The organism is Streptomyces sp. HPF1205, from assembly GCF_020400825.1.
GTDB lineage: Bacteria > Actinomycetota > Actinomycetes > Streptomycetales > Streptomycetaceae > Actinacidiphila.
This window is the reverse complement of the sequence record NZ_JAINVH010000003.1, coordinates 365,790-384,126: the sequence shown is the minus strand read 5'-3', so window position 1 is coordinate 384,126 and position 18,337 is coordinate 365,790. Positions and strand designations below refer to the sequence as shown.

Below are 18,337 nucleotides of genomic sequence, written 5' to 3'. Positions count from 1 at the left end.
CATGGATGGCATCGCCATAGGGCTCGGCGTGCTCTTCGCCCTGCTCGTTCTCATCGCACTCGGAGTGCTCCTCACCGCCGGCCGCCTCTTCCGCAAGGTCGAGCAGGGCCAGGCACTGATCATCTCCAAGTCGAGGCAGGTGGACGTCACCTTCACCGGCGCCGTCGTGCTGCCGGTCCTGCACAGCTGCGAGCTGATGGACATCTCCGTCAAGACCATCGAGATCCAGCGCACCGGCCGCGAGGGCCTGATCTGCCAGGACAACATCCGCGCCGACATCCACCTGACCTTCTTCGTCCGGGTCAACAAGACCAAGGAGGACGTGATCAAGGTCGCGCAGGCGATCGGCACCCAGCGGGCCAGCCACCAGGACACGCTGCAGGCGCTGTTCAGCGCGAAGTTCTCCGAGGCGCTCAAGACGGTCGGCAAGCAGCTCGACTTCGTCGACCTCTACACCCACCGCGAGCACTTCCGGGACCAGATCATCCAGGTCATCGGCACCGACCTGAACGGCTACCACCTGGAGGACTGCGCGATCGACTTCCTGGAGCAGACCCCGCTCACCCAGCTCGACCCGGCCAACATCCTGGACGCGCAGGGCATCAGGAAGATCACCGAGCTGACCACGGTCGAGCACGTGCGTACCAACGAGTTCCAGCGCACCGAGCAGAAGGAGATCACCCGGCAGAACGTCGAGGCCCGCGAGACCATCCTGGAGCTGGAGCGCCGGCAGGCCGAGGCCGAGATCAAGCAGCGCCGGGAGGTCGAGACGCTGCGGGCCCGCGAGGAGGCCGTGACCTCCCGCGTGCAGGAGGAGGAACGGCTCGGCGCCCAGGGCGCGTTCCTGCGCACCGAGGAGGCGCTCGGCGTGCAGCGCGAGAACCAGGCCCGCGAGATCGCCGTCGCGCAGAAGAACCGCGAACGCGTGATCGCCGTGGAGAACGAGCGGATCGAGAAGGACCGCGTCCTGGAGGTCATCGCCCGCGAACGCGAGACCGAACTCGCCCGCATCTCCAAGGAGAAGGAGGTCGAGGGCGAGCGGCGGGCCGTCGCCGACGTCGTACGGGAACGGATCGCGGTGGACCGCACGGTCGCCGAGCAGGAGGAGTCCATCAAGCAGCTCCGGCTGGTCCAGGAGGCCGAACGCGAACGGCAGGCGCTGGTCATCACCGCCGAGGCGCAGGCCCAGGAGCAGCTCGTCAAGGACATCAAGGCCGCCGAGGCCGCCGAGCAGGCCGCCCAGTTCCGGGCCCGCGAGGCGCTCACCATGGCGGAGGCCCGCAAACGCGCCGCCGAGATGGACGCCGAGGCCAAGATCCGGCTCGCCGAGGGGGAGCGCGCCGAGGCCGCCGCCGTCGGCCTGGCGGAGGTGGAGGTGCGCGAGCGCGGCGCCGAGGCCATCAGCAAGGTGGGCCGCGCCGAGGCGGAGGCGACCGCCGCCCGTCTGAAGGCCGAGGCGGAAGGTGCCCGGCTGCTGTCCCTGGCCAACGCCGAGGGTACGGCGGCGCAGGCGAAGGCCGAGGCCGAGGGCGTCCGCGCCAGGTCGCTGGCCACCGCGGACGGCACGGCCGCCCAGGCGAGCGCCGAGGCCGCCATGGTCGGCGAGAAGCTCAAGGCCGAGGCCGCGGGCCTGAAGGAGAAGGCCGCCGCCATGGCCGCGCTGGACGAGGCGTCGCGCGGCCACGAGGAGTACCGGCTGCGGATCGCCGCCGAGAAGGACATCCGGCTGGCCGGGCTCGACACGCAGCGGCAGATCGCCGAGGCGCAGGCCACCGTGCTGGCCGCGGGGCTGGAGAAGGCCGACATCTCGGTGGTCGGCGGCGAGTCGCTGTTCGTCGACCGCCTGGTCAACGCCGTCTCCGCCGGACGCGGCCTCGACACCTTCCTGTCCTCCTCGCAGACCGCCCGCCAGCTCGCCGCTCCCTGGCTCGACGGCTCCGCGGACTTCACCGAGGACGCGACCCGCGTGCTGTCCGCGCTCGGCGCCAACGCCTCCTCCGGCAACCTCGCGGGCGCGCTGGTCAGGGCGCTCGGGGCGCCGGCTCCGGACGACGCCCTCGTGAAGGCCGGCGCGGGCGCGCCCGCACGCCGTGAGGAGGACGCCGGCGCGGCCACGGCCGTGTCGGCGCCCGCGCCCGCCGCCAATGGTTCCGGCTCCGCCCCGAACGGAGCCGTGAAGCGGTGAACGCGCCGGAAGCGGAGGGGGCTTCCGGCGCGGCCACCGCGGCTGCCGCTGCCACCGGGGCCACCGGGGCCACCGGGGCGACCGGGGCGACCAGGGCCACCGGGGAGGAGAAGCCGCCGGGCCCCGGCCTGGACGGCGACGCCTACGAGGTGCTGCGGCGGCGGCTGGACACGGCGGCCCGCGAACTGGCCGCCCGCGCCCAGGCCCTGGAGGCCCGGCGCCAGGAGGTGTTCGGCGCCGGCGGGATGCGGCTGGAGGGCAGCGAGCGCATCGGCACCCCCCGCCCCGCACTGCCCGCGGGCATCGCCCCTGTCGGTCCGTACCTGCTGTTCGCGGCCAATCCGGCGGAAGTGACGGACGTCGCCGACGTCTTCCAGGTCCGCGCGATACGGGACGCGGTACGGGATGCGGGTCGGGACGCGGCACAGGACGCGGGGCAGGCCGTCGTACGGGATGCGGGTCGGGACGCGGTACGGGATGCGGGGCAGGCCGCCGTACCGGACGCGACCCAGGCCGCCGTACGGGATGCGGACCGAGACGCGGCACAGGATGCGGGGCAGGCCGCCGTACGGGATGCGGTGCAGGACGCGGCCCAGCGGGCCGCCCGGCCGCGGACCGGTGGCGCCGGGCTGCCCGAAGTGCCGTCGCCGCGCGGGCTGCTGGACGACCCCGGGTTCGTACGGGACGTCCGCGAGCTGTACCGGTACTACCGGCAGGCGCGGGTGGTGGACCTGCGGGCGCACGAGGGCCTGCTGCGCGTGGTGTTCAGGACCGGCCCGGCCCCGGGCGACGTGCGCGTGCTGGGCTGGCGGGTCGGCGCGGACGGCGGCTGTGTGTACGAGGGCGCGGCCCGGCCGGAGCCCGCCGAGGGCGACGCCCTGACGTGGTTCCCCGTCGGCCGCGAGGACTTCGTCGCGGACCGCCGCCCGTACATCCGGCTGACCGCCGGGAACGGGCAGGACGTGGAGCTGGCCACCACAGGCGGGCGCCTGACGGTCCGTACCGGCGCGGCGGTGCACGAGGAGCCCGTCGAGGACGCCGTGCAGGCGCTGTCCGACGCCGAGGTGGCGTACGCCGTCGCCGGGCCGCTGGTGCTGCTGCGGGTGCGGCCGTACCGGGAGAGCGCGGACCGGCACTTCGCCGTCAACACCAGGACCGCCGCCATCGAGCGCCTCGACGCGCTCGGTCGGGCGTGCCTGCGCCTGCCCGAGGAGCAGGGCGTGGTCTTCCCCGGCGGCTACGTCCTCGCGACCGGCGGCACCCGGGCGTTCGACCTGCCGCCGGGGGCGGAAGCGCCCGAGGACGGCTGGGAGTTCGAACGGCTGGTCCGCTCACCCGGCGGCGAGGACCTGCTGTACGTGTTCGCCGCCGCCGACGGCCGGCGGCTGCTGCTGCCGTACCACCTCATCCGCCGCGAGGCCGCGACGCCGCTGCTCGTGCGGGGCTGGGCGCTGTACGAGGACGGGACGCTGCTGACCCTGCGCCCGGCCGACGGCGGGGAGCCCGGCCGCGTCCACACCGTGCAGCGCCGCTCCACCCCGTACACGACCGACACCTATGCCGCCCGCGTCGCCCCTGGCGACGGCCCGCTGGCCAGGATCGGCAACCCCGACCTGGTGCGGGCGGTCGGCGAGGCGCTGTCGCTGGCCCGCGCCGCCCGGGAGCCGGCCCCGACCGCCGCCGGCTACGAGGCGCTGACCGCCGCCGCGGACCGCCTGCGCGACCGGCACGACTGGCTCGCCGACCCGGAGGCCGGCGGTCTGGCCGGTCCGCTGACCGGCGTCCGGGACGCCGGGCACGCGGTGCTCGCCGAGTACGCCAGGGTGCGCGACCTCGCCGACCAGGCGGCGCGCGCGGTGGAGGAGGCCGCCGACGCGGTCGCGGGGCTGGGCCGGCGGATCAGGGGCGAGGCGGCGGCCGGCGCCGGGGAATGGGTCCGCCGGCTGACCGACCTGCGCCGGATGAGCGGCCGCCTGCGCTCGCTGCGGGACCTGCGCTACGCGGACACCGCCCGGCTGGACGCACTGGAGGCCGACCTCGCCGCCGCCCTGGCCGAGGCCGGCGCCCGCGCGGCCGGCCACTTCGCCGGCGACCACGCCTTCGACGCCCACCACGCGCGCATCGCCGCGCTCGCCGCCGAAGCCGGGGCCATCACCACGTCCGTGGCGGCCGAACCGCTCGCCGCGTCCCTGGACGAACAGGCCGCGGAACTCACCGTTGTCACCGAGACCGTGGCCGGCCTGGAGGTCGCCGACGTCACCGTGCGGACCCGCATCCTGGAGGGCGCGGGCGACGTGCTCGGCGCCGTCAACCGGGCCAGGGCGCTGCTGGAGGCCCGCCGCCGGGAGCTGAGCTCGGCCGAGTCGGCGGACCAGTTCGCCGCGGAGAGCGCCCTGCTGGCGCAGGCGGCGGCCGGGGCACTGGCCGGCTGCGACACGCCCGAGGCGTGCGACGAGCAGGTGGCGCGGCTGCTCGCACGGGCCGAGGACCTGGCCGCGCGGTTCGCCGGGGACGACGAACGCCTCGCCGCGCTCGACACGCGCCGCGAGGAGATCCACCAGGCGTTCACCGCCCGCCGCCAGGCGCTCGCCGACGACCGCGCGGCCCGCGCCCGGCGCCTGGCCGAGTCCGCCACCCGCGTCCTGGACGGCATCCGCCGCCGCGCCGCGGCCGCCGCCTCACCCGACGACCTCAACGCCTTCTTCGCCGCCGACCCGACCGTCGCCCGGCACCGGGCCCTCGCCGACCGGCTGCGCGCCCTGGGCGACCCGGCGGGCGCCGCCGCCCTCGACGCGGCCCTCGCCGACGCCCGGCAGGAAGCCGCCCGCACCCTGCGCGACCGCCTCGACCTGTTCGGCCCCGACGGCACCACCGTCCGCCTCGGCCGCCACACCTTCCCGGTCGCCGCCCACACCTTCGACCTCGCCCTCGTGCCCCACGACGGCGCCCTGGCCTTCACCATCACCGGCACCGACTACCTGGCGCCGGTCACCGACCCCGCCTTCGCCGCCACCCGCCCCTTCTGGACCCGCCCGCTCCCCTCGGAGACACCCGGGCTGTACCGGGCGGAGTACCTGGCGGTGTCGCTCCTGGACGCCGCGCTGCGGGCGCGCGGGGACGCCGACCGGGTGCCCAGGGACCGGCTCGCCGCACTTGTGCGCGAGGCCGTGGCCGCGCGACCGGACGAGGGGTACGAGCGCGGGGTGCACGACCACGACGCCACCCTCGTCCTGGCCGCGCTGTGCGACCTGCACGAGCGGGCCGGGCTGCTGCGCTACCCGGCCGCCGAGCGCGCCGCCGCCCAGGTGCTGTGGACGTACGGCGTCCCGGCCGCCGCCCGGGCCGCGTGGACGACACGGGCGCGCTCCCTGGCCCGGGCCCGTACCGTCTTCGGCGCGCGGCCGGGCGCCGAAGACGCGGCCTTTGACGCGCTCGGCGCCCTCACCGCGCTCACCGCCGAAGTGGCCGCGGCGGCGCGTGAGTTCCTCGGTACGGTGGCGCCGCCCGGCGCCCAGGGCGGCGACCGTCCCCTCGACCCCGCCCTGACCGCCGAATATCTGGTCGCCGAACTGGCCGCGGACCGGCCCGGTTTCGCGGTCGGCCCGGGCGCCTTGGCGCTCGAAGAGCGGCTGGCGGACGCGCTGGGCGGCCGGCAGGGCGTCCCGTACAAGGAGTTCGTGGCCGAACTGGAGTCGCTCGGGCCGGATGTGCGGGCGCGGTGGGAGCTGGCCGCCGCGTGGCTGGGGGGCCTCGGCGCCGATCCCGGGGACGTGGCGGAGACGGCGGCCCTGCTGGTGTGCCCCGCGGAGCGCTACCCGGTCGACGGCGGCGTCGCGACGACCGTCGAGGGGCTGCTCGGCAGCCACCCGCGCGTCACGGCGGGCCGGCTGCCGGTGCGGCTGGACGGCCTGCTCGCCCGGGTGCGGCGGTTCGAGGCGGAGGAGGTGCCCGCGTACCGGGCCTACCGGCGGCGCCGCGCCGAACTCGTCGCCGCCGAACGCGAACGGCTGCGCCTGGACGCCCTCCGCCCCCGCCCGCTCACCGGCTTCGTGCGGGGCAGGCTGCTGGACGAGGTCTGCCTGCCGCTGGTCGGCGACAGCCTCGCCAAGCAGTTCGGCCCGGCCGGCGGCCTGCTCATGCTCATGTCGCCGCCGGGCTACGGCAAGACGTCCCTCGTGCGGTACGTGGCGGCCCGGCTCGGCCTGGCCCTGGTCACCGTCTCCGGCCCGGCGCTGGGCGCCGCGGTCACCTCGCTGGACCCGGCCCGCGCCCCCGACGCGGCCGCCCGCCGCGAGGTCGAGAAGATCGAACTCGCCCTGGAGATGGGCACGGGCGTGCTGCTGTACCTGGACGACATCCAGCACACCTCGCCGGAACTGCTGCAGAAGTTCATCCCGCTGTGCGACGCGACCCGCCGGATCGAGGGCGCGGCGCGGACGTACGACCTGCGCGGCAAGCGGTTCGCGGTGTGCATGGCCGGCAACCCCTACACCGAGTCCGGCCGGCTCTTCCGGGTGCCGGACATGCTGGCCAACCGCGCCGACCTGTGGAACCTCGGCGACGTGCTGGCCGGCCGCGCGGACCTGTTCGCGCTGAGCTTCCTGGAGAACGCCCTCACGGCCAACGAGGTGCTCGCCCCGCTGGCCGGCCGCGACCGGGCCGACACCGAACTGTTCGTCCGCCTCGCCGAGGGCGACCCGGCGGCCCGCGCCGAGGACCTGCGCCACCCGTACCCGGCGGCCGAGCGCGACGGGATCCTGGCCGTCCTGCGCCACCTGGTGCGGATCCGCCGTACCGTCCTCGCCGTCAACGCGGCCTACATCGCCTCGGCCGCCCAGGCCGACACCGCGCGCACCGAGCCGCCGTTCCTGCTCCAGGGGTCCTACCGCGACATGGCGGCCCTGGCCGCCCGTGTCGTGCCCGCGATGAGCCCGGCCGAGGTCGAGGACCTGGTCGGCGACCACTACCGGGCCGAGGCGGGCGCGCTGGCCTCGGGCGCGGAGGCCGCGCTGCTGAAGCTGGCCGAGATCCGCGGCACGCTGACGCCCGCGCAGGCGGCGCGCTGGGCGGAGGTGAAGGCGGCGCACGCGGCCGCCGCGCGCCCCTGACGTACTGCCGCCTCGTGACGTCCCGGGGCGCTTGGGCGCTTGGGCGCCTGGAAAGGCCGGACCGCCGCCGCGGGGAGGGCGGCGGCGGTCCGGCCGGGAAGCGTGCTCAGGGGTTCCGAAGGGAGGGACGGGATCAGCGGCGGTCGTGGCCGCCGAAGCGCGCGCCGTTGCCCGAGAGGATCGGGTCGTCGCTGAGGATGTGCGACAGCGGCTCGTCGCCCTTGATCTGGGCGGAGTTGTCGGTGCACTGCTGGTTCTGCGGGCTCGACAGCACGTTGAGGTCCTGCAGAGTGACCGGGATGACGCCGATCAGCGAGCCGACGTTCACCTTGCCGGCCAGACCCACGCACGGCTTGTTGAGGCTGCCCTGGACGAGGCCGATCTGCGGGCTCTGGGTGCCGCCGGTACGGGTGTTGCCGAACGCCCCGACGTTGCCGTTGCCGTTGGTCGTGCCCGGACCCGAGTGCGCCGGCGCGGCCGCGGCGATCCCGGCGGAGCCCGTGACGACCGCCACGGCGAGGCCACCGGCGGCCAGGAGGGTACGAATGCGCATGTCACTCCCATCAGTGATGAAGATGCGGTAATGCGACGATCGCACCGAGAGTCCCGGTATGTGGCTGATTCGTCCGGGCGTCGGCGTGTCGCGCGGACCCGCGGCTCCCGGCCCGGCCCGCCCCGCCGGGCCGGGCCGGGCCGGCCGCGCGTCGCCGCCCCGCCGTCGTTGCGCACGCGTGAACACAACCCGTCCGACGGCCGTCCACCGGACGGCCGCCGGGAGACGGCAGCGTTTACGGCTGGGGCGCGGTCGTGGCTCCCCGCGACCCGTTCTCCTGGGGCCCGGGGGCCAGCAGCGCCGGCCCGAGCAGCCGCGTCCCGCGCAGCCGCTCGACCACGGGCGCGAGCCGCGGGGCCGCCAGCGCCAGCGGCCAGGCCACCAGTGCGCCCAGCACCAGCCCCACCAGCACGTCGTGCGGGTAGTGCACGCCGATCCACACCCGGGAGGCGCCCATCAGCAGGGCGAGCGCGAGCGCGTACCACCCGATCCTGCGGCTCGCGAACAGCAGCGCGACGGCCGCCGCCGCCGCGATCGCCGAGTGGTTGCTGGGGAAGGACCAGTCGGACGGCCCGGGGCACGCCTCCAAGGTGACGGTGTGCAGCGTCCGGCAGGGCCGCGTCTCGTCGACACCCGACTTGACCAGGTCGTTGACGAGATAGACGGCGACCACGATCAGCGGTACGGACAGCGCCGCCGCCATCCGAGCGGAGTCCGCCGGCCTCGCGCGCCACCAGGCGATCAGCATCAGGACGGCGAACAGGCCGAGGCCGAAGTCGCTGAAGAACTTCACCGTGTCGTTGAGCGGCTGCGGGGCGTGGTGGGTGAGGGTGACCACCCAGCGGTACAGGCCGGCGTCCACTTGCGAGGTCACAGCCGTCCCTCCGAATCCGCCGCCGGGCCGGCCGCCGGGACGCGCGCCGCGCGCCCGCCGTGGCGCGGACCGTCCGCGCCGCCGCCCCCGTCCCCGCCGTCTCCGCCGCCCCCGTCCTGTCCGCCGTTGCCCCCGCCTTGGGCGCCCCGGCCCGCACGCGCGCGTCCCTTGCGCATTTCGAGGACGAGCGGGATCAGCGAGAGGATCACGATCAGCGCCACGATGGGCAGCAGGTACGTGTCCACGTGCGGGATCGAGGAGCCGAGCGCGTAGCCGCCGAGCACCAGGCCCACCGACCAGACCACGCCGCCGGCGACCTGCCAGACCGTGAAGGTGCGGGCGGGCACGCCCAGGGTGCCGGCCAGCGGGTTGAGCACCGTGCGCACCACCGGGATGAAGCGGGCCAGGACGACGGCCTTGGCGTGCCCGTAGCGCCCGAGCAGTTCCTCGGCCCTGGCCGCGCCCTCGTGCAGCTTGCGGTTGCGGCTCCTGGCCAGCAGCGCGGAGCCGCCGCGTCCGCCGAGCACGTAACCGGTCTGCGCCCCCAGCAGCGCGCCGGCCGGGGCGGCGAGCAGCACCTGCCACAGCGACAGGTGCACCGTGTGCGACGACCCGCCGACGCACAGCAGGCCCGCGGTGAACAGCAGGGAGTCGCCGGGCAGGAAGAAGCCGACGAGCAGGCCGGTTTCGGCGAACAGCACGACGGCGATCCCGAGGGCGCCGAACGACGACAGCAGCGAGGTCGCGTCAAGGACGTTGACGGCCTGGTTCAGCACGGGCGGGGGCATGGCGGTGGAGCCCTCCCATAATGGTGGTCGGGGCGCGGCGGGAACACCCGATCGACTACAGTCGTGTAGTCAGTCAGGTGAACTGCAACTGTAGACGAAGCAGCGGGAAGGGGCGATTCATGGCGGACGCCAATGCGGCTCGCCGCCCGTCGGGCGAGCTGGAGGCGAGCGTGCTCGCCGCCCTGTGGGCGGCCGGCGGCCGCGCGCTGACCCCGGCGGACGTCCAGCGCGAACTGGGCATGGACCTGGCCCGCACCACCATCACCACGATCCTCGCCCGCCTGCACGAGAAGGGCTCGGTCAGCCGCACCCGGGCCGGCCGCGGCTACGCCTACCTGCCCGTCCAGGACTCGCCCGGCCTCGCGGCCCGCCGGATGCGCACCGAGCTCGACAAGTCGGCGCGCGACGACCGCGGCACCGTACTGGCCCGGTTCGTCTCCGGGCTCGAACCCGACGACGAGGCGCTGCTGCGGGCGCTGCTGGCGCAGACGCCGGGGGACACCGGGGACCGCGCGGCCGGACCGGACGGCGCGGGGCGCCATGGGGCGAACGGAGGGCGGGGCGCGTGAACTACGTGGTGTGGATGCCGCTGGTGCTGCCCCTGCTGGCCGCGCCCGCCGCGCGGCGGCTCGCCGAGGCGCTGCCGCCCAAGGCCGCGGCCTGGCTGGTCGCCGGCTCCGCCGTGGTGCTCGCCGTGTGCAGTACGGCCGCGCTGGCGCTGCTCGCGGGCGCCGGTGCCCTGATGCTGCCGCCGGTGGCCGCCATGGGGCACCTGGTGCTGCCCGTGGTGGGCGACCAGGTGACCGTGCCCGCCGCGTGCGCCGCGGCCGTCCTGCTGAGCGCGGTGGTCGTGGCGGTGGCCCGTACGGTACGGGCGCACGTCGTGCTGGCCGCGCGGGCCCGGCGGGCCGTGGCGGCGGCCGGGACCCCGGCGGGCGACCTGACCGTACTGGCCGATCCGGACGCGGACGCCTACGCGCTGCCGGGCCGGCCCGGACGCATCGTGGTCACCTCGGGCATGCTGGAGGCGCTCGGCCCGGCCGAGCGCGAGGCGCTGCTGGCCCACGAACGCGCGCACCTGTCCGGGCGCCACCACATGTTCCTCACCGGCCTCGCCCTGTCCTGCGCGGCGCACCCCGCCCTGCGGCTCCTGCGCGGCCCCCTGTCGTACGCCCTCGAACGCTGGGCCGACGAGGCCGCGGCCGACGCCGTCGGCGACCGCCGCCTGGCCGCCCGCGCGATCGGCCGCGCCGCCCTGGCCGCGCGTCCCGCCCCCCGGCCGCTCGTCCCGGTCCTGTCCGCCACCAGCGGCCCCGTCCCCCGCAGGGTCGCCGCCCTTCTCTCGCCGCCCGCCGTCCCGCGTCCGGCGCCGCGAGCCATCGCGGCCCTCCTGGCCACCTGCCTCGCCCTGTCCGCCGGCACGGCCCTGCTGGCCGCCCACGACCTGCACGGCACGATCGAGGCGGCCCAGTCACTGCGGAAGCACTGACGGCACGGCGGGCGGCCTCAGGACGCGGCCGCTCCACGAGCCGCTCGTGCGGGCGTCGTGGGCGGCCCCGCGCCCGGCTCGTCCGCCCGGCCCGGCGACAATGGACGGCGTGGACGACTTCGACCGTGCGCTGGGACCGGTCCTCGCCGGAGGCGGGGACGCCGAGACCGACGCCGCCGCCTGCGTCCTGGCCGGAGCGGGGGAGGGCTGGGCGCCGGCCGCGGCCTCGGCGTACCAGCGGGTCGCGGGCCAGGCGCACGCGCGCGGCTGGACCGACCCCGACCTGGTACGGATGGCCGGGCGCGAGCTCACCGGACGCCATCACCGGCTGGCCGGGGAACTCGCGCGCGGACGGGACCTGGCGGCGTTCGTCACGGCGGAGCGGCTCGACCGGTTCTCCGGGGCGACCCTCCTGGTCGAGCTGCTGCGGCTGTACGCGCGGCTGCCCCGCGTCCCCGCCCTCGGCCCCGGCGGCCCGGCGCCCGCCGCCCCCGGCGGGGGCAAGGTGCTCGGCCGGATCAGGGCCCTGCTGGCCAAGGCCGAGTCGACCGGGTACCCCGAGGAGGCCGAGGCGCTGACCGCCAAGGCCCAGCACCTGATGGCCAGGCACAGCATCGACGAGGCGCTGGCGGCGGGCGCGGGCACCGGGCCGGGCGCCCGCCGCATCGGGGTGGACCGCCCGTACGAGGGGGCCAAGGCCCTCCTCCTCGACGCCGTCGCCGCGGCGAACCGCTGCGAGTCCGTCTGGTCCGCCGACTTCGGCTTCTCCACCGTCGTCGGCCACGACAGCGACCTGGAGGCGGTCGACCTCCTCTACACCTCGCTGCTCGTCCAGGCCGACCGCGCCCTGCACGCCGGCCGCGTCTCCCGCTCCCGCGACTTCCGCGAGAGCTTCCTGATCGCCTATGCCGCGAGGATCCGGCGGCGCCTGACCGAGGCCGCCGGCGAGGAGGAGTCGGCCGGCGCCCGCGGAGCCCCCGGCCTGCTGCCCGTGCTCGCGCGGCGCGACCTGGCCGTACAGGAGGAGACCAAGCGGCTGTTCCCCGCCACCACCACGTCCCGGCTCAAGGGCCGCGACGCCGAAGGGTGGAACCACGGCGAGCGGGCCGCCGACCGCGCCCGCCTCTGAGGATCCGCCTGGACGCCCTTGTGACGGCCGCCTCTCACGGCCGCCTCTGACGGCCGCCGCACGGGCGGACCGTACCGGCCGCGGACCCTGCCCGCGCTACACCGCCGCCAGCGGGTCCAGCGGGGTCGCCCGGATCCGGCCCTCGATCATCGCCCCCAGGCCGCGTACGGCGACCGTGTCCGGATGGGGGGCGGTGTGCACCGGGATGCCCATGGCGTCGCGCAGCAGCAGGTCGAGGCCGGGCATGTGGGCGCTGCCGCCGGCCAGCATGATGCCGCGCTCGGCGAGGTCGGCGACCAGGTCGGGCGGCGAGTGCCGCAGGACGTGGGTGATGGCGTCCAGCACGGCCGTCAGGGGCGCGTGCATCGCGTGCCGTACGCCCTCGGTGTCGACCACGACCGAGCGGGGCAGGCCGCTGACCACGTCCCGGCCCTGCACCTCCGTGGTCTGCGCGCCGCCCTGGCCCGGGGCGCCCAGCGTCCGGTGCAGGGCGCGCACGCTCTGGCCGGGCAGCAGCAGGTCGTGCTCGTTGCGCATGTGGTCGATGACGGCCCGGTCGATGGCGTCGCCGCCCACGGGCACCGTCTCGGCCGAGACGATCGCGCCGAGCGACAGGATCGCCACATGCGTCGTACCGGCGCCGCACACCACGATCATCGTGGCCTCGGGCTGCTCCACCGGCAGCCCGCAGCCCACGGCGGCGGCCAGCAGCGTGTCCACCATCTCCACCCGCCGCGCGCCCAGCCCGAGCATCGTCTCCACGGCCGCCCTGCGGGCGATCGGCTCGCTGCCGTGCGGCATGCAGACCGCGGCGCGCAGCACGGGCATCCCGCGCAGGATCATCCTCAGCCTCCGGCGGCCGAGCTTGTCGCCCAGCACGTGCCGCATCATCCGCTGCGCCATGGACACGTCCACCACCACACCGGCCGACACCGGGCGCACCACCGTGATGTGCGCCGGCGTGCGGCCGGCCATGGTCTCGGCGCGGGAGCCGACGGCGATGAGCGCGCCGGAGCGCACGTCGACCGCCGCCACGCTCGGCTCGTCGACGACCAGCCCCGAGCCGCGCAGGTACACCCGGGTACGGGCGGCCCCCATGTCCACCGCCACCGTGCAGCGGCGCAGCACCTCCAGGGTCGGGGCGAGCGGCCCCGGGCTCACCGTCACCGCGTCACCCCCGCTCGCGACGGGCCCTGCGGTGCCGGCCCGCGGCGCGGGGGCGGCGGGGCGGGCGGTTCCTGTTGGCTCATGACGGCTCCCGGGAATGCGTCGGCGATGCGTCGGCGGTGCCGCGCCGGGGCACGTGGACCGGGTCGGCCGTGCCTCGGCGCCGCGGGTGCGTGACCGGACGGCGGCCCGCGCGAATGACAAGACAATTGACGCATTGTCGGATTTCGCGACCTGTATTGCGCCGTCCGGGGCGCCGCCGTCCGGGGAAACGCCCCCGTTCGGCGTACGGCCGCCGGCGGCTGCTCCGGCTCCTACTCCGGGTCCTCCAGCCGGAAGCCGACCTTCAGGCCGACCTGGTAGTGCCCGACGTCGCCTTCCACGATGTGGCCCCGGACCTGGGTGATCTCGAACCAGTCCAGGCCGCGCAGCGTCTTGCCGGCGCGGTGGATGCCGTTGCGGACGGCGGCGTCCACGCTCTCGGGCGAGGTGCCGACGATCTCGGTGACGCGGTAGGTGTGCTCGGACATGGTGGGGGTCCTTCCGTGCGGGGGTGAGCGGCGGTCCTCACTACGTCGCCGGTCGGCGGACGGCCGGCCGGTGGTCGGTCAGTGGTGGAAGGCGGTGGCGGCCTGTGCCGTCGGATGCAGCGGGTGGGGCTGGCGGCGCAGGTCCGGCAGCAGGCCTTCGAGGCTGTCGGCGAGCATGTGGGCGAGGTCCTCCGAGAAGCCGTTGCGGCACACGACGCGCAGCACGGCCAGGTCCTGGCGGTTCGCCGGATAGGTGTACGCCGGGACCAGCCAGCCCTGCTCGCGCAGCCGCCGGGAGACGTCGAAGACGTCGAAAGAGGTCACGTCGGGCGCCGTCGTCACGGCGAACACCGGTAGCTGGTCGCCCTTCGTGATCAGCCGGAACTCCTCCAGGCGCTCGAAGCGGCCGGCCAGGGTTCGCGCCACGTCGCGGGAGGCCTGCTGCACGGCCCGGTAGCCGTCCCTGCCCAGCCGTACGAAGTTGTAGTACTGCGCGACGACCTGGGCGCCGGGCCGGGAGAAGTTCAGGGCGAAGGTCGGCATGTCGCCGCCCAGGTAGTTGACCCGGAAGACCAGCTCCTCGGGGAGCGCCTCGGAGTCGCGCCACAGCGCCCAGCCCACACCCGGGTACACCAGACCGTACTTGTGGCCCGAGGTGTTGATCGACGCCACCCGCGGCAGCCGGAAGTCCCACTCCAGGCCGGGGTCGAGGAAGGGCGCGATCATCGCGCCGGAGGCGCCGTCCACATGGACCGGGATGTGCGTGCCGGTGCGCTCCTCGTACGCGTCCAGGGCCGCGCAGATCTCGGCCACCGGCTCGTACGAGCCGTCGAACGTCGAGCCCAGCACGGCCACCACGCCGATGGTGTTGTCGTCGCACAGCGCCACCGCCGACTCGGCGTCCAGGTGCAGCCGGTCGCCGCTGACCGGGGCCAGCCGCGGCTCGACCTCCCAGAACGCGCAGAACTTCTCCCAGCACACCTGCACGTTGGCGCCCATCACCAGGTTGGGCCGGGCGGTGGCCGGGTAGCCCGGGGTGCGCTTGGCCCAGCGGCGCTTGAGCGCCATGCCGGCCAGCATGCACGCCTCGGACGAGCCGGTGGTCGAGCAGCCGACGACCGCGCCCGGGTCGGGGGCGTTCCACAGGTCGGCGAGCATCGACACACAGCGGCGCTCCAGTTCGGCGGTGCGCGGGTACTCGTCCTTGTCGATCATGTTCTTGTCGGCGCACTCGGCCATCAGCACCCGGGCCTGCGGCTCCATCCAGGTGGTGACGAAGGTGGCCAGGTTCAGCCGCGAGTTGCCGTCCAGCATCAGCTCGTCGTGCACGAGCTGGTAGGCGGCGTGCGGGGCCATCGGGCCGTCCGGGAGCCGGTGCTTGGGCGGCGCCGTCTCCATACCGCCGACCGGGTCGGCCTCCCCGTAGAACGGGTTGACCGCCACCTTCCACTCGGCGCCCGACCCCTTGTGCAGCGACATCCGTGTCCTCCCGGTTCGTCCCGGCGCCCGTACCCACGAGCGACCCTACGAGCAGAACACCTACCCCGCAGTCCGGCAGGGCCTTCCGGGGAGGGGCGGCCGGGTCAGGCGCGGGCCAGGACCACGGCCGTGCCGTAGGCGCAGACCTCCGTGCCCAAATCGGCCGCGTCGGTGACGTCGAACCGCATCATCAGGACCGCGTTGGCGCCGCGGGCGCGGGCCTGGTCGACCAGGCGCTCCATCGCCTGGTTGCGGGTCTCCACCAGCGTCTTGGTCAGGCCCTTCAACTCGCCGCCCACCATGGACTTCAGGCCCGCGCCGAGCTGACTGCCCAGGTGCCGGGAGCGGACGGTGAGGCCGAAGACCTCACCGATCACCCGCTCCACCCGGAAGCCGGGCGCCTCGTTGGTGGTCACGACCAGGACCTCGGCGCCCTGCGCCTGCCCGCCGCCGTACTCCTCGATTCCCATGGGGGGAGCCTGCCCCGGCCGCGGCGGGGGCGCAGCCGGGGTTACTCCAGACGCGGCTGGCCCGTGGGGGCCGGGCAGATCCGGTTGCCCTCGTGGTCGAAGACGTAGAGGTGGGCCAGATCGACCAGGAGGGGGACCCGGTCGCCGCGGCGTACCCGGACGTCCGGCCCGGTACGCACCACCAGGTCGCCCGGCTGCTGCGTGATCGGGCCGCCGTCCGGCCGGTCCAGCACCGAGACCTGGGACTGGCCCGGCGCCTGCGACGGGCGGGGCGGTGTGCCGGGCGCCCCCGCGGAACCCGGCCGGGACCCGGATCCGGACCCGTTGGCGCTGTGCGCCCCGCCGGACGCGCCGTTCCCGCCGTCCCGGGCCGGCATCGTCGCCTGGAGCCTGCGGGCCGCCTTCTGCGCGAGCTTGCCCAGGCCGGTGGAGCCGCCGCCCACGCGGCGGGCGCCGGCCCGCTGGCTCGACGTGCCCGGCCGCGGCGCCTCCAGCTCCGGCACCACCGCCGGCCGCGACCCGGTGTTGAGGTGCACCAGCGACTCGTGCCCCTGGTACTCCACGTGCTCCACGATCCCGCTGAGCACCACCTCGCCGGCGTGCGCCTGGCTCGGCTGGGCGATGCGCACCGCCTCGGAGCGCAGGCCCACGATGATCCGCCGGCCCTGCTGGACGCGCAGCATCTGGTGGTCGTAGCTCAGCGGCTCGGGCAGCCCCAGCCGCTGCCGGCCGAAGTCGATCCACATCCCGCCGCTGAGCGGGGCGAGCACGGTGGCCTGCAGCAGGTTGATCCGCGGGGTGCCGATGAAGGCGGCGACGAACACGTTCTCCGGCAGGTGGTACGCCTCGCGCGGCGTGCTGACCTGCTGCAGCACCCCGCTGCGCATGATCGCCACCCGGTCGCCGAGCGACATCGCCTCGGCCTGGTCGTGCGTGACGTACACCGTGGTCACGCCCATGCCGCGGGTCAGCCGGGCGATCTCGGCCCGCAGGTGGGCGCGCAGTTTCGCGTCGAGGTTCGACAGCGGCTCGTCCATCAGGAAGACGGACGGGTGGCGGGAGATCGCCCGGCCCATCGCGACGCGCTGCCGCTCACCGCCGGAGAGCTGCCCGGGGTAGCGGTCCAGGATCTCCTCGATGCCGAGGATGCGCGCGGTCTCGTCGACCCGGGCCCCGTGCTCCTCGCCGGGCATCTCGAAGCGCAGCGGGAAACCTATGTTCTCCCGGCTGGTCATGCTCGGGTAGAGGGCGAAGTTCTGGAACACCATGGCCATCCGGCGGTCGCCGGGGGCCAGGTCGTTGGAGTATTCGCCGTCCAGAAGCAGTTCGCCGGTCGTGATGTCCTCAAGACCGGCGATCATGCGGAGCACGGTGGATTTGCCGCACCCCGAGGGCCCGAGCAGCACCAGGAACTCTCCCGGCGGGATGTCCAGCGAGAACCGGTCCACCGCCGGTGACGGCTGCTTCGGGTAGTACTTCGAGACTTCATGCAGTGTGATGGCGCGAGTCATAACGGGAGCCGCCAGGTTGTCGGACATGTGACGGGGCACGTGGGGGGAGCTCCGCGGTACTTACGGGGCGTGCGGTGCTTACGGGCGTGCGGGAATTGCCGTGCTGCGAAGGCCTGCTGTGGACGTGCCGGACGTTTTTTGGGAGTCTGCTGTGAGGTGGATGGGACGTGCGTGCCGTACGTGACGTACGTGCAGGTGGGCGTACGAAAGTGGCCTCACGACGACGACGCGGCGATGCGTGGGTGACGCTGCGGAGAAGGTAGTCCACTACTCACCGGTTGCGGAACGATTGTGTCAGGACCGCATTGATAGTTTTGGACCGTGACGAACCTCGCGCTCGGTCCCGCCTGGATGAACCCGGACCACCTGATCAACACCTACGGCCTGTGGGGCGTCCTGCTGGTCGTCTTCGCCGAGTCGGGGCTGCTGATCGGTTTCTTCCTGCCCGGCGACTCGCTGCTGTTCACCACCGGTCTGCTGGTCGCCTCCGGCACCCTGAACCACCCCCTGGCGCTGGTGGCCGCCGCCATCGCGCTGGCCGCGGTCGCGGGCGAGCAGACCGGCTACTGGTTCGGCCGCAAAGTGGGCCCCGCGCTGTTCCGGCGCCCCGAGTCCAAACTGTTCAAGCGGGAGAACGTCGACAAGGCGCACGCCTTCTTCGACCGGCACGGACCCAAGGCGATCGTCATGGCCTGCTTCGTGCCCATCGTCCGCACCTTCACCCCGATCGTCGCCGGGGTCAGCCGGATGAACTACCGCACCTTCGCCACCTTCAACGTCCTGGGCGGCACCCTGTGGGGCGCGGGCGTCACGCTGCTCGGCTACTGGCTGGGCCAGATCGGCTTCGTCCACAAGAACATCGAGGCCATGCTCGTCCTGGTGGTCCTCGTCTCGCTCGTCCCGCTGATCGTGGAGTACCTGCGCTCGCGCGGGAAGAACGCGCGGGCGGCGGACGCGGGCGGGCGGGCGGCGGACCCGGACCAGGACGTGGCGGCCGCGGCCCCGCGCGGCGGCCGGCACCGGGCCCAGAAGCGCTGAGCCCTTGACCGCGCAA

14 protein-coding genes are annotated in these 18,337 nt (G+C 75.0%); 6 read left to right on the top strand and 8 right to left on the bottom strand.

Annotated elements, in window-relative coordinates; genetic code table 11:
- Position 1 precedes the first annotated feature (1 nt).
- Positions 2 to 2,185 carry an SPFH domain-containing protein gene (locus tag K7G61_RS05730; RefSeq protein WP_225845512.1) on the top strand — a complete coding sequence of 728 codons (2,184 nt, stop codon included), beginning with the start codon at positions 2 to 4 and terminating at the stop codon, positions 2,183 to 2,185.
- Positions 2,182 to 7,293 carry a DNA repair ATPase gene (locus K7G61_RS36300; protein ID WP_308190589.1) on the top strand — a complete coding sequence of 1,704 codons (5,112 nt, stop codon included), beginning with the start codon at positions 2,182 to 2,184 and terminating at the stop codon, positions 7,291 to 7,293. Before K7G61_RS05730 ends, K7G61_RS36300 begins: the two co-directional genes overlap by 4 nt.
- A 133-nt stretch (positions 7,294 to 7,426) precedes the next feature.
- On the opposite strand, the gene K7G61_RS05715 is transcribed toward K7G61_RS36300, so the two are convergent.
- The 3 genes from K7G61_RS05715 to K7G61_RS05705 form a co-directional block, all read right to left on the bottom strand.
- Positions 7,427 to 7,846, bottom strand: coding sequence for a rodlin (locus K7G61_RS05715; protein WP_225845511.1), 420 nt, complete (start codon positions 7,844 to 7,846; stop codon positions 7,427 to 7,429).
- A 235-nt stretch (positions 7,847 to 8,081) separates the two neighbouring features.
- The gene (locus K7G61_RS05710; RefSeq protein ID WP_225845510.1) at positions 8,082 to 8,720 is read right to left on the bottom strand and encodes a phosphatase PAP2 family protein; all 639 of its coding nucleotides are present in this window, start codon (positions 8,718 to 8,720) and stop codon (positions 8,082 to 8,084) included.
- Positions 8,717 to 9,508, bottom strand: coding sequence for a DedA family protein (locus K7G61_RS05705; protein WP_225845509.1), 792 nt, complete (start codon positions 9,506 to 9,508; stop codon positions 8,717 to 8,719). The genes K7G61_RS05710 and K7G61_RS05705 overlap by 4 nt, the downstream gene beginning before the upstream one ends.
- Before the next feature lie 119 nt (positions 9,509 to 9,627).
- Here K7G61_RS05705 and K7G61_RS05700 point away from each other — a divergent pair, with 119 nt between their 5' ends.
- The 3 genes from K7G61_RS05700 (at position 9,628) to K7G61_RS05690 (ending at position 12,126) form a co-directional block, all read left to right on the top strand.
- Positions 9,628 to 10,077 (top strand): BlaI/MecI/CopY family transcriptional regulator, encoded by a 450-nt coding sequence (locus K7G61_RS05700; RefSeq protein WP_225845508.1) that lies wholly within the window; start codon positions 9,628 to 9,630, stop codon positions 10,075 to 10,077.
- Positions 10,074 to 10,997 carry a M56 family metallopeptidase gene (locus K7G61_RS05695; RefSeq protein WP_225845507.1) on the top strand — a complete coding sequence of 308 codons (924 nt, stop codon included), beginning with the start codon at positions 10,074 to 10,076 and terminating at the stop codon, positions 10,995 to 10,997. The genes K7G61_RS05700 and K7G61_RS05695 overlap by 4 nt, the downstream gene beginning before the upstream one ends.
- A gap of 100 nt (positions 10,998 to 11,097) precedes the next feature.
- A complete protein-coding gene (locus K7G61_RS05690; RefSeq protein ID WP_374204064.1) occupies positions 11,098 to 12,126 on the top strand; it encodes a DUF2786 domain-containing protein in 1,029 nt (342 codons plus the stop codon).
- Between the two features lie 96 nt (positions 12,127 to 12,222).
- Here K7G61_RS05690 and K7G61_RS05685 read toward each other — a convergent pair whose 3' ends face one another.
- The 5 genes from K7G61_RS05685 to K7G61_RS05665 form a co-directional block, all read right to left on the bottom strand.
- Entirely contained in the window at positions 12,223 to 13,293 is a 1,071-nt protein-coding gene (locus K7G61_RS05685) for a rod shape-determining protein (protein ID WP_225845505.1), read from the bottom strand.
- A 314-nt stretch (positions 13,294 to 13,607) separates the two neighbouring features.
- Positions 13,608 to 13,823: a dodecin gene (locus tag K7G61_RS05680; protein WP_225845504.1), complete on the bottom strand. Its 216-nt coding sequence runs from the start codon at positions 13,821 to 13,823 to the stop codon at positions 13,608 to 13,610.
- A gap of 78 nt (positions 13,824 to 13,901) precedes the next feature.
- Entirely contained in the window at positions 13,902 to 15,302 is a 1,401-nt protein-coding gene (locus K7G61_RS05675; protein WP_225845503.1) for a glutamate decarboxylase, read from the bottom strand.
- 104 nt (positions 15,303 to 15,406) lie between these two features.
- Positions 15,407 to 15,772 (bottom strand): YbjQ family protein, encoded by a 366-nt coding sequence (locus tag K7G61_RS05670; RefSeq protein WP_225845501.1) that lies wholly within the window; start codon positions 15,770 to 15,772, stop codon positions 15,407 to 15,409.
- Between the two features lie 41 nt (positions 15,773 to 15,813).
- Positions 15,814 to 17,283, bottom strand: coding sequence for an ABC transporter ATP-binding protein (locus K7G61_RS05665; protein ID WP_225845499.1), 1,470 nt, complete (start codon positions 17,281 to 17,283; stop codon positions 15,814 to 15,816).
- Positions 17,284 to 17,604: 321 nt separating this feature from the next.
- Here K7G61_RS05665 and K7G61_RS05660 point away from each other — a divergent pair, with 321 nt between their 5' ends.
- Complete coding sequence (locus K7G61_RS05660; RefSeq protein ID WP_225845497.1) at positions 17,605 to 18,321, top strand: DedA family protein; 717 nt, start codon at positions 17,605 to 17,607, stop codon at positions 18,319 to 18,321.
- Positions 18,322 to 18,337: the final 16 nt, after the last annotated feature.

What these genes read in the sequence shown, in the direction of transcription:
- K7G61_RS05730 (WP_225845512.1), top strand. Translation starts at nt 2, where the DNA reads ATGGATGGCATCGCCATAGGGCTCGGCGTGCTCTTCGCCCTGCTCGTT.
- K7G61_RS05715 (WP_225845511.1), bottom strand. Translation starts at nt 7,846, where the DNA reads ATGCGCATTCGTACCCTCCTGGCCGCCGGTGGCCTCGCCGTGGCGGTC.
- K7G61_RS05705 (WP_225845509.1), bottom strand. Translation starts at nt 9,508, where the DNA reads ATGCCCCCGCCCGTGCTGAACCAGGCCGTCAACGTCCTTGACGCGACC.
- K7G61_RS05700 (WP_225845508.1), top strand. Translation starts at nt 9,628, where the DNA reads ATGGCGGACGCCAATGCGGCTCGCCGCCCGTCGGGCGAGCTGGAGGCG.
- K7G61_RS05690 (WP_374204064.1), top strand. Translation starts at nt 11,098, where the DNA reads ATGGACGGCGTGGACGACTTCGACCGTGCGCTGGGACCGGTCCTCGCC.
- K7G61_RS05680 (WP_225845504.1), bottom strand. Translation starts at nt 13,823, where the DNA reads ATGTCCGAGCACACCTACCGCGTCACCGAGATCGTCGGCACCTCGCCC.
- K7G61_RS05675 (WP_225845503.1), bottom strand. Translation starts at nt 15,302, where the DNA reads ATGTCGCTGCACAAGGGGTCGGGCGCCGAGTGGAAGGTGGCGGTCAAC.
- K7G61_RS05670 (WP_225845501.1), bottom strand. Translation starts at nt 15,772, where the DNA reads ATGGGAATCGAGGAGTACGGCGGCGGGCAGGCGCAGGGCGCCGAGGTC.
- K7G61_RS05665 (WP_225845499.1), bottom strand. Translation starts at nt 17,283, where the DNA reads ATGACTCGCGCCATCACACTGCATGAAGTCTCGAAGTACTACCCGAAG.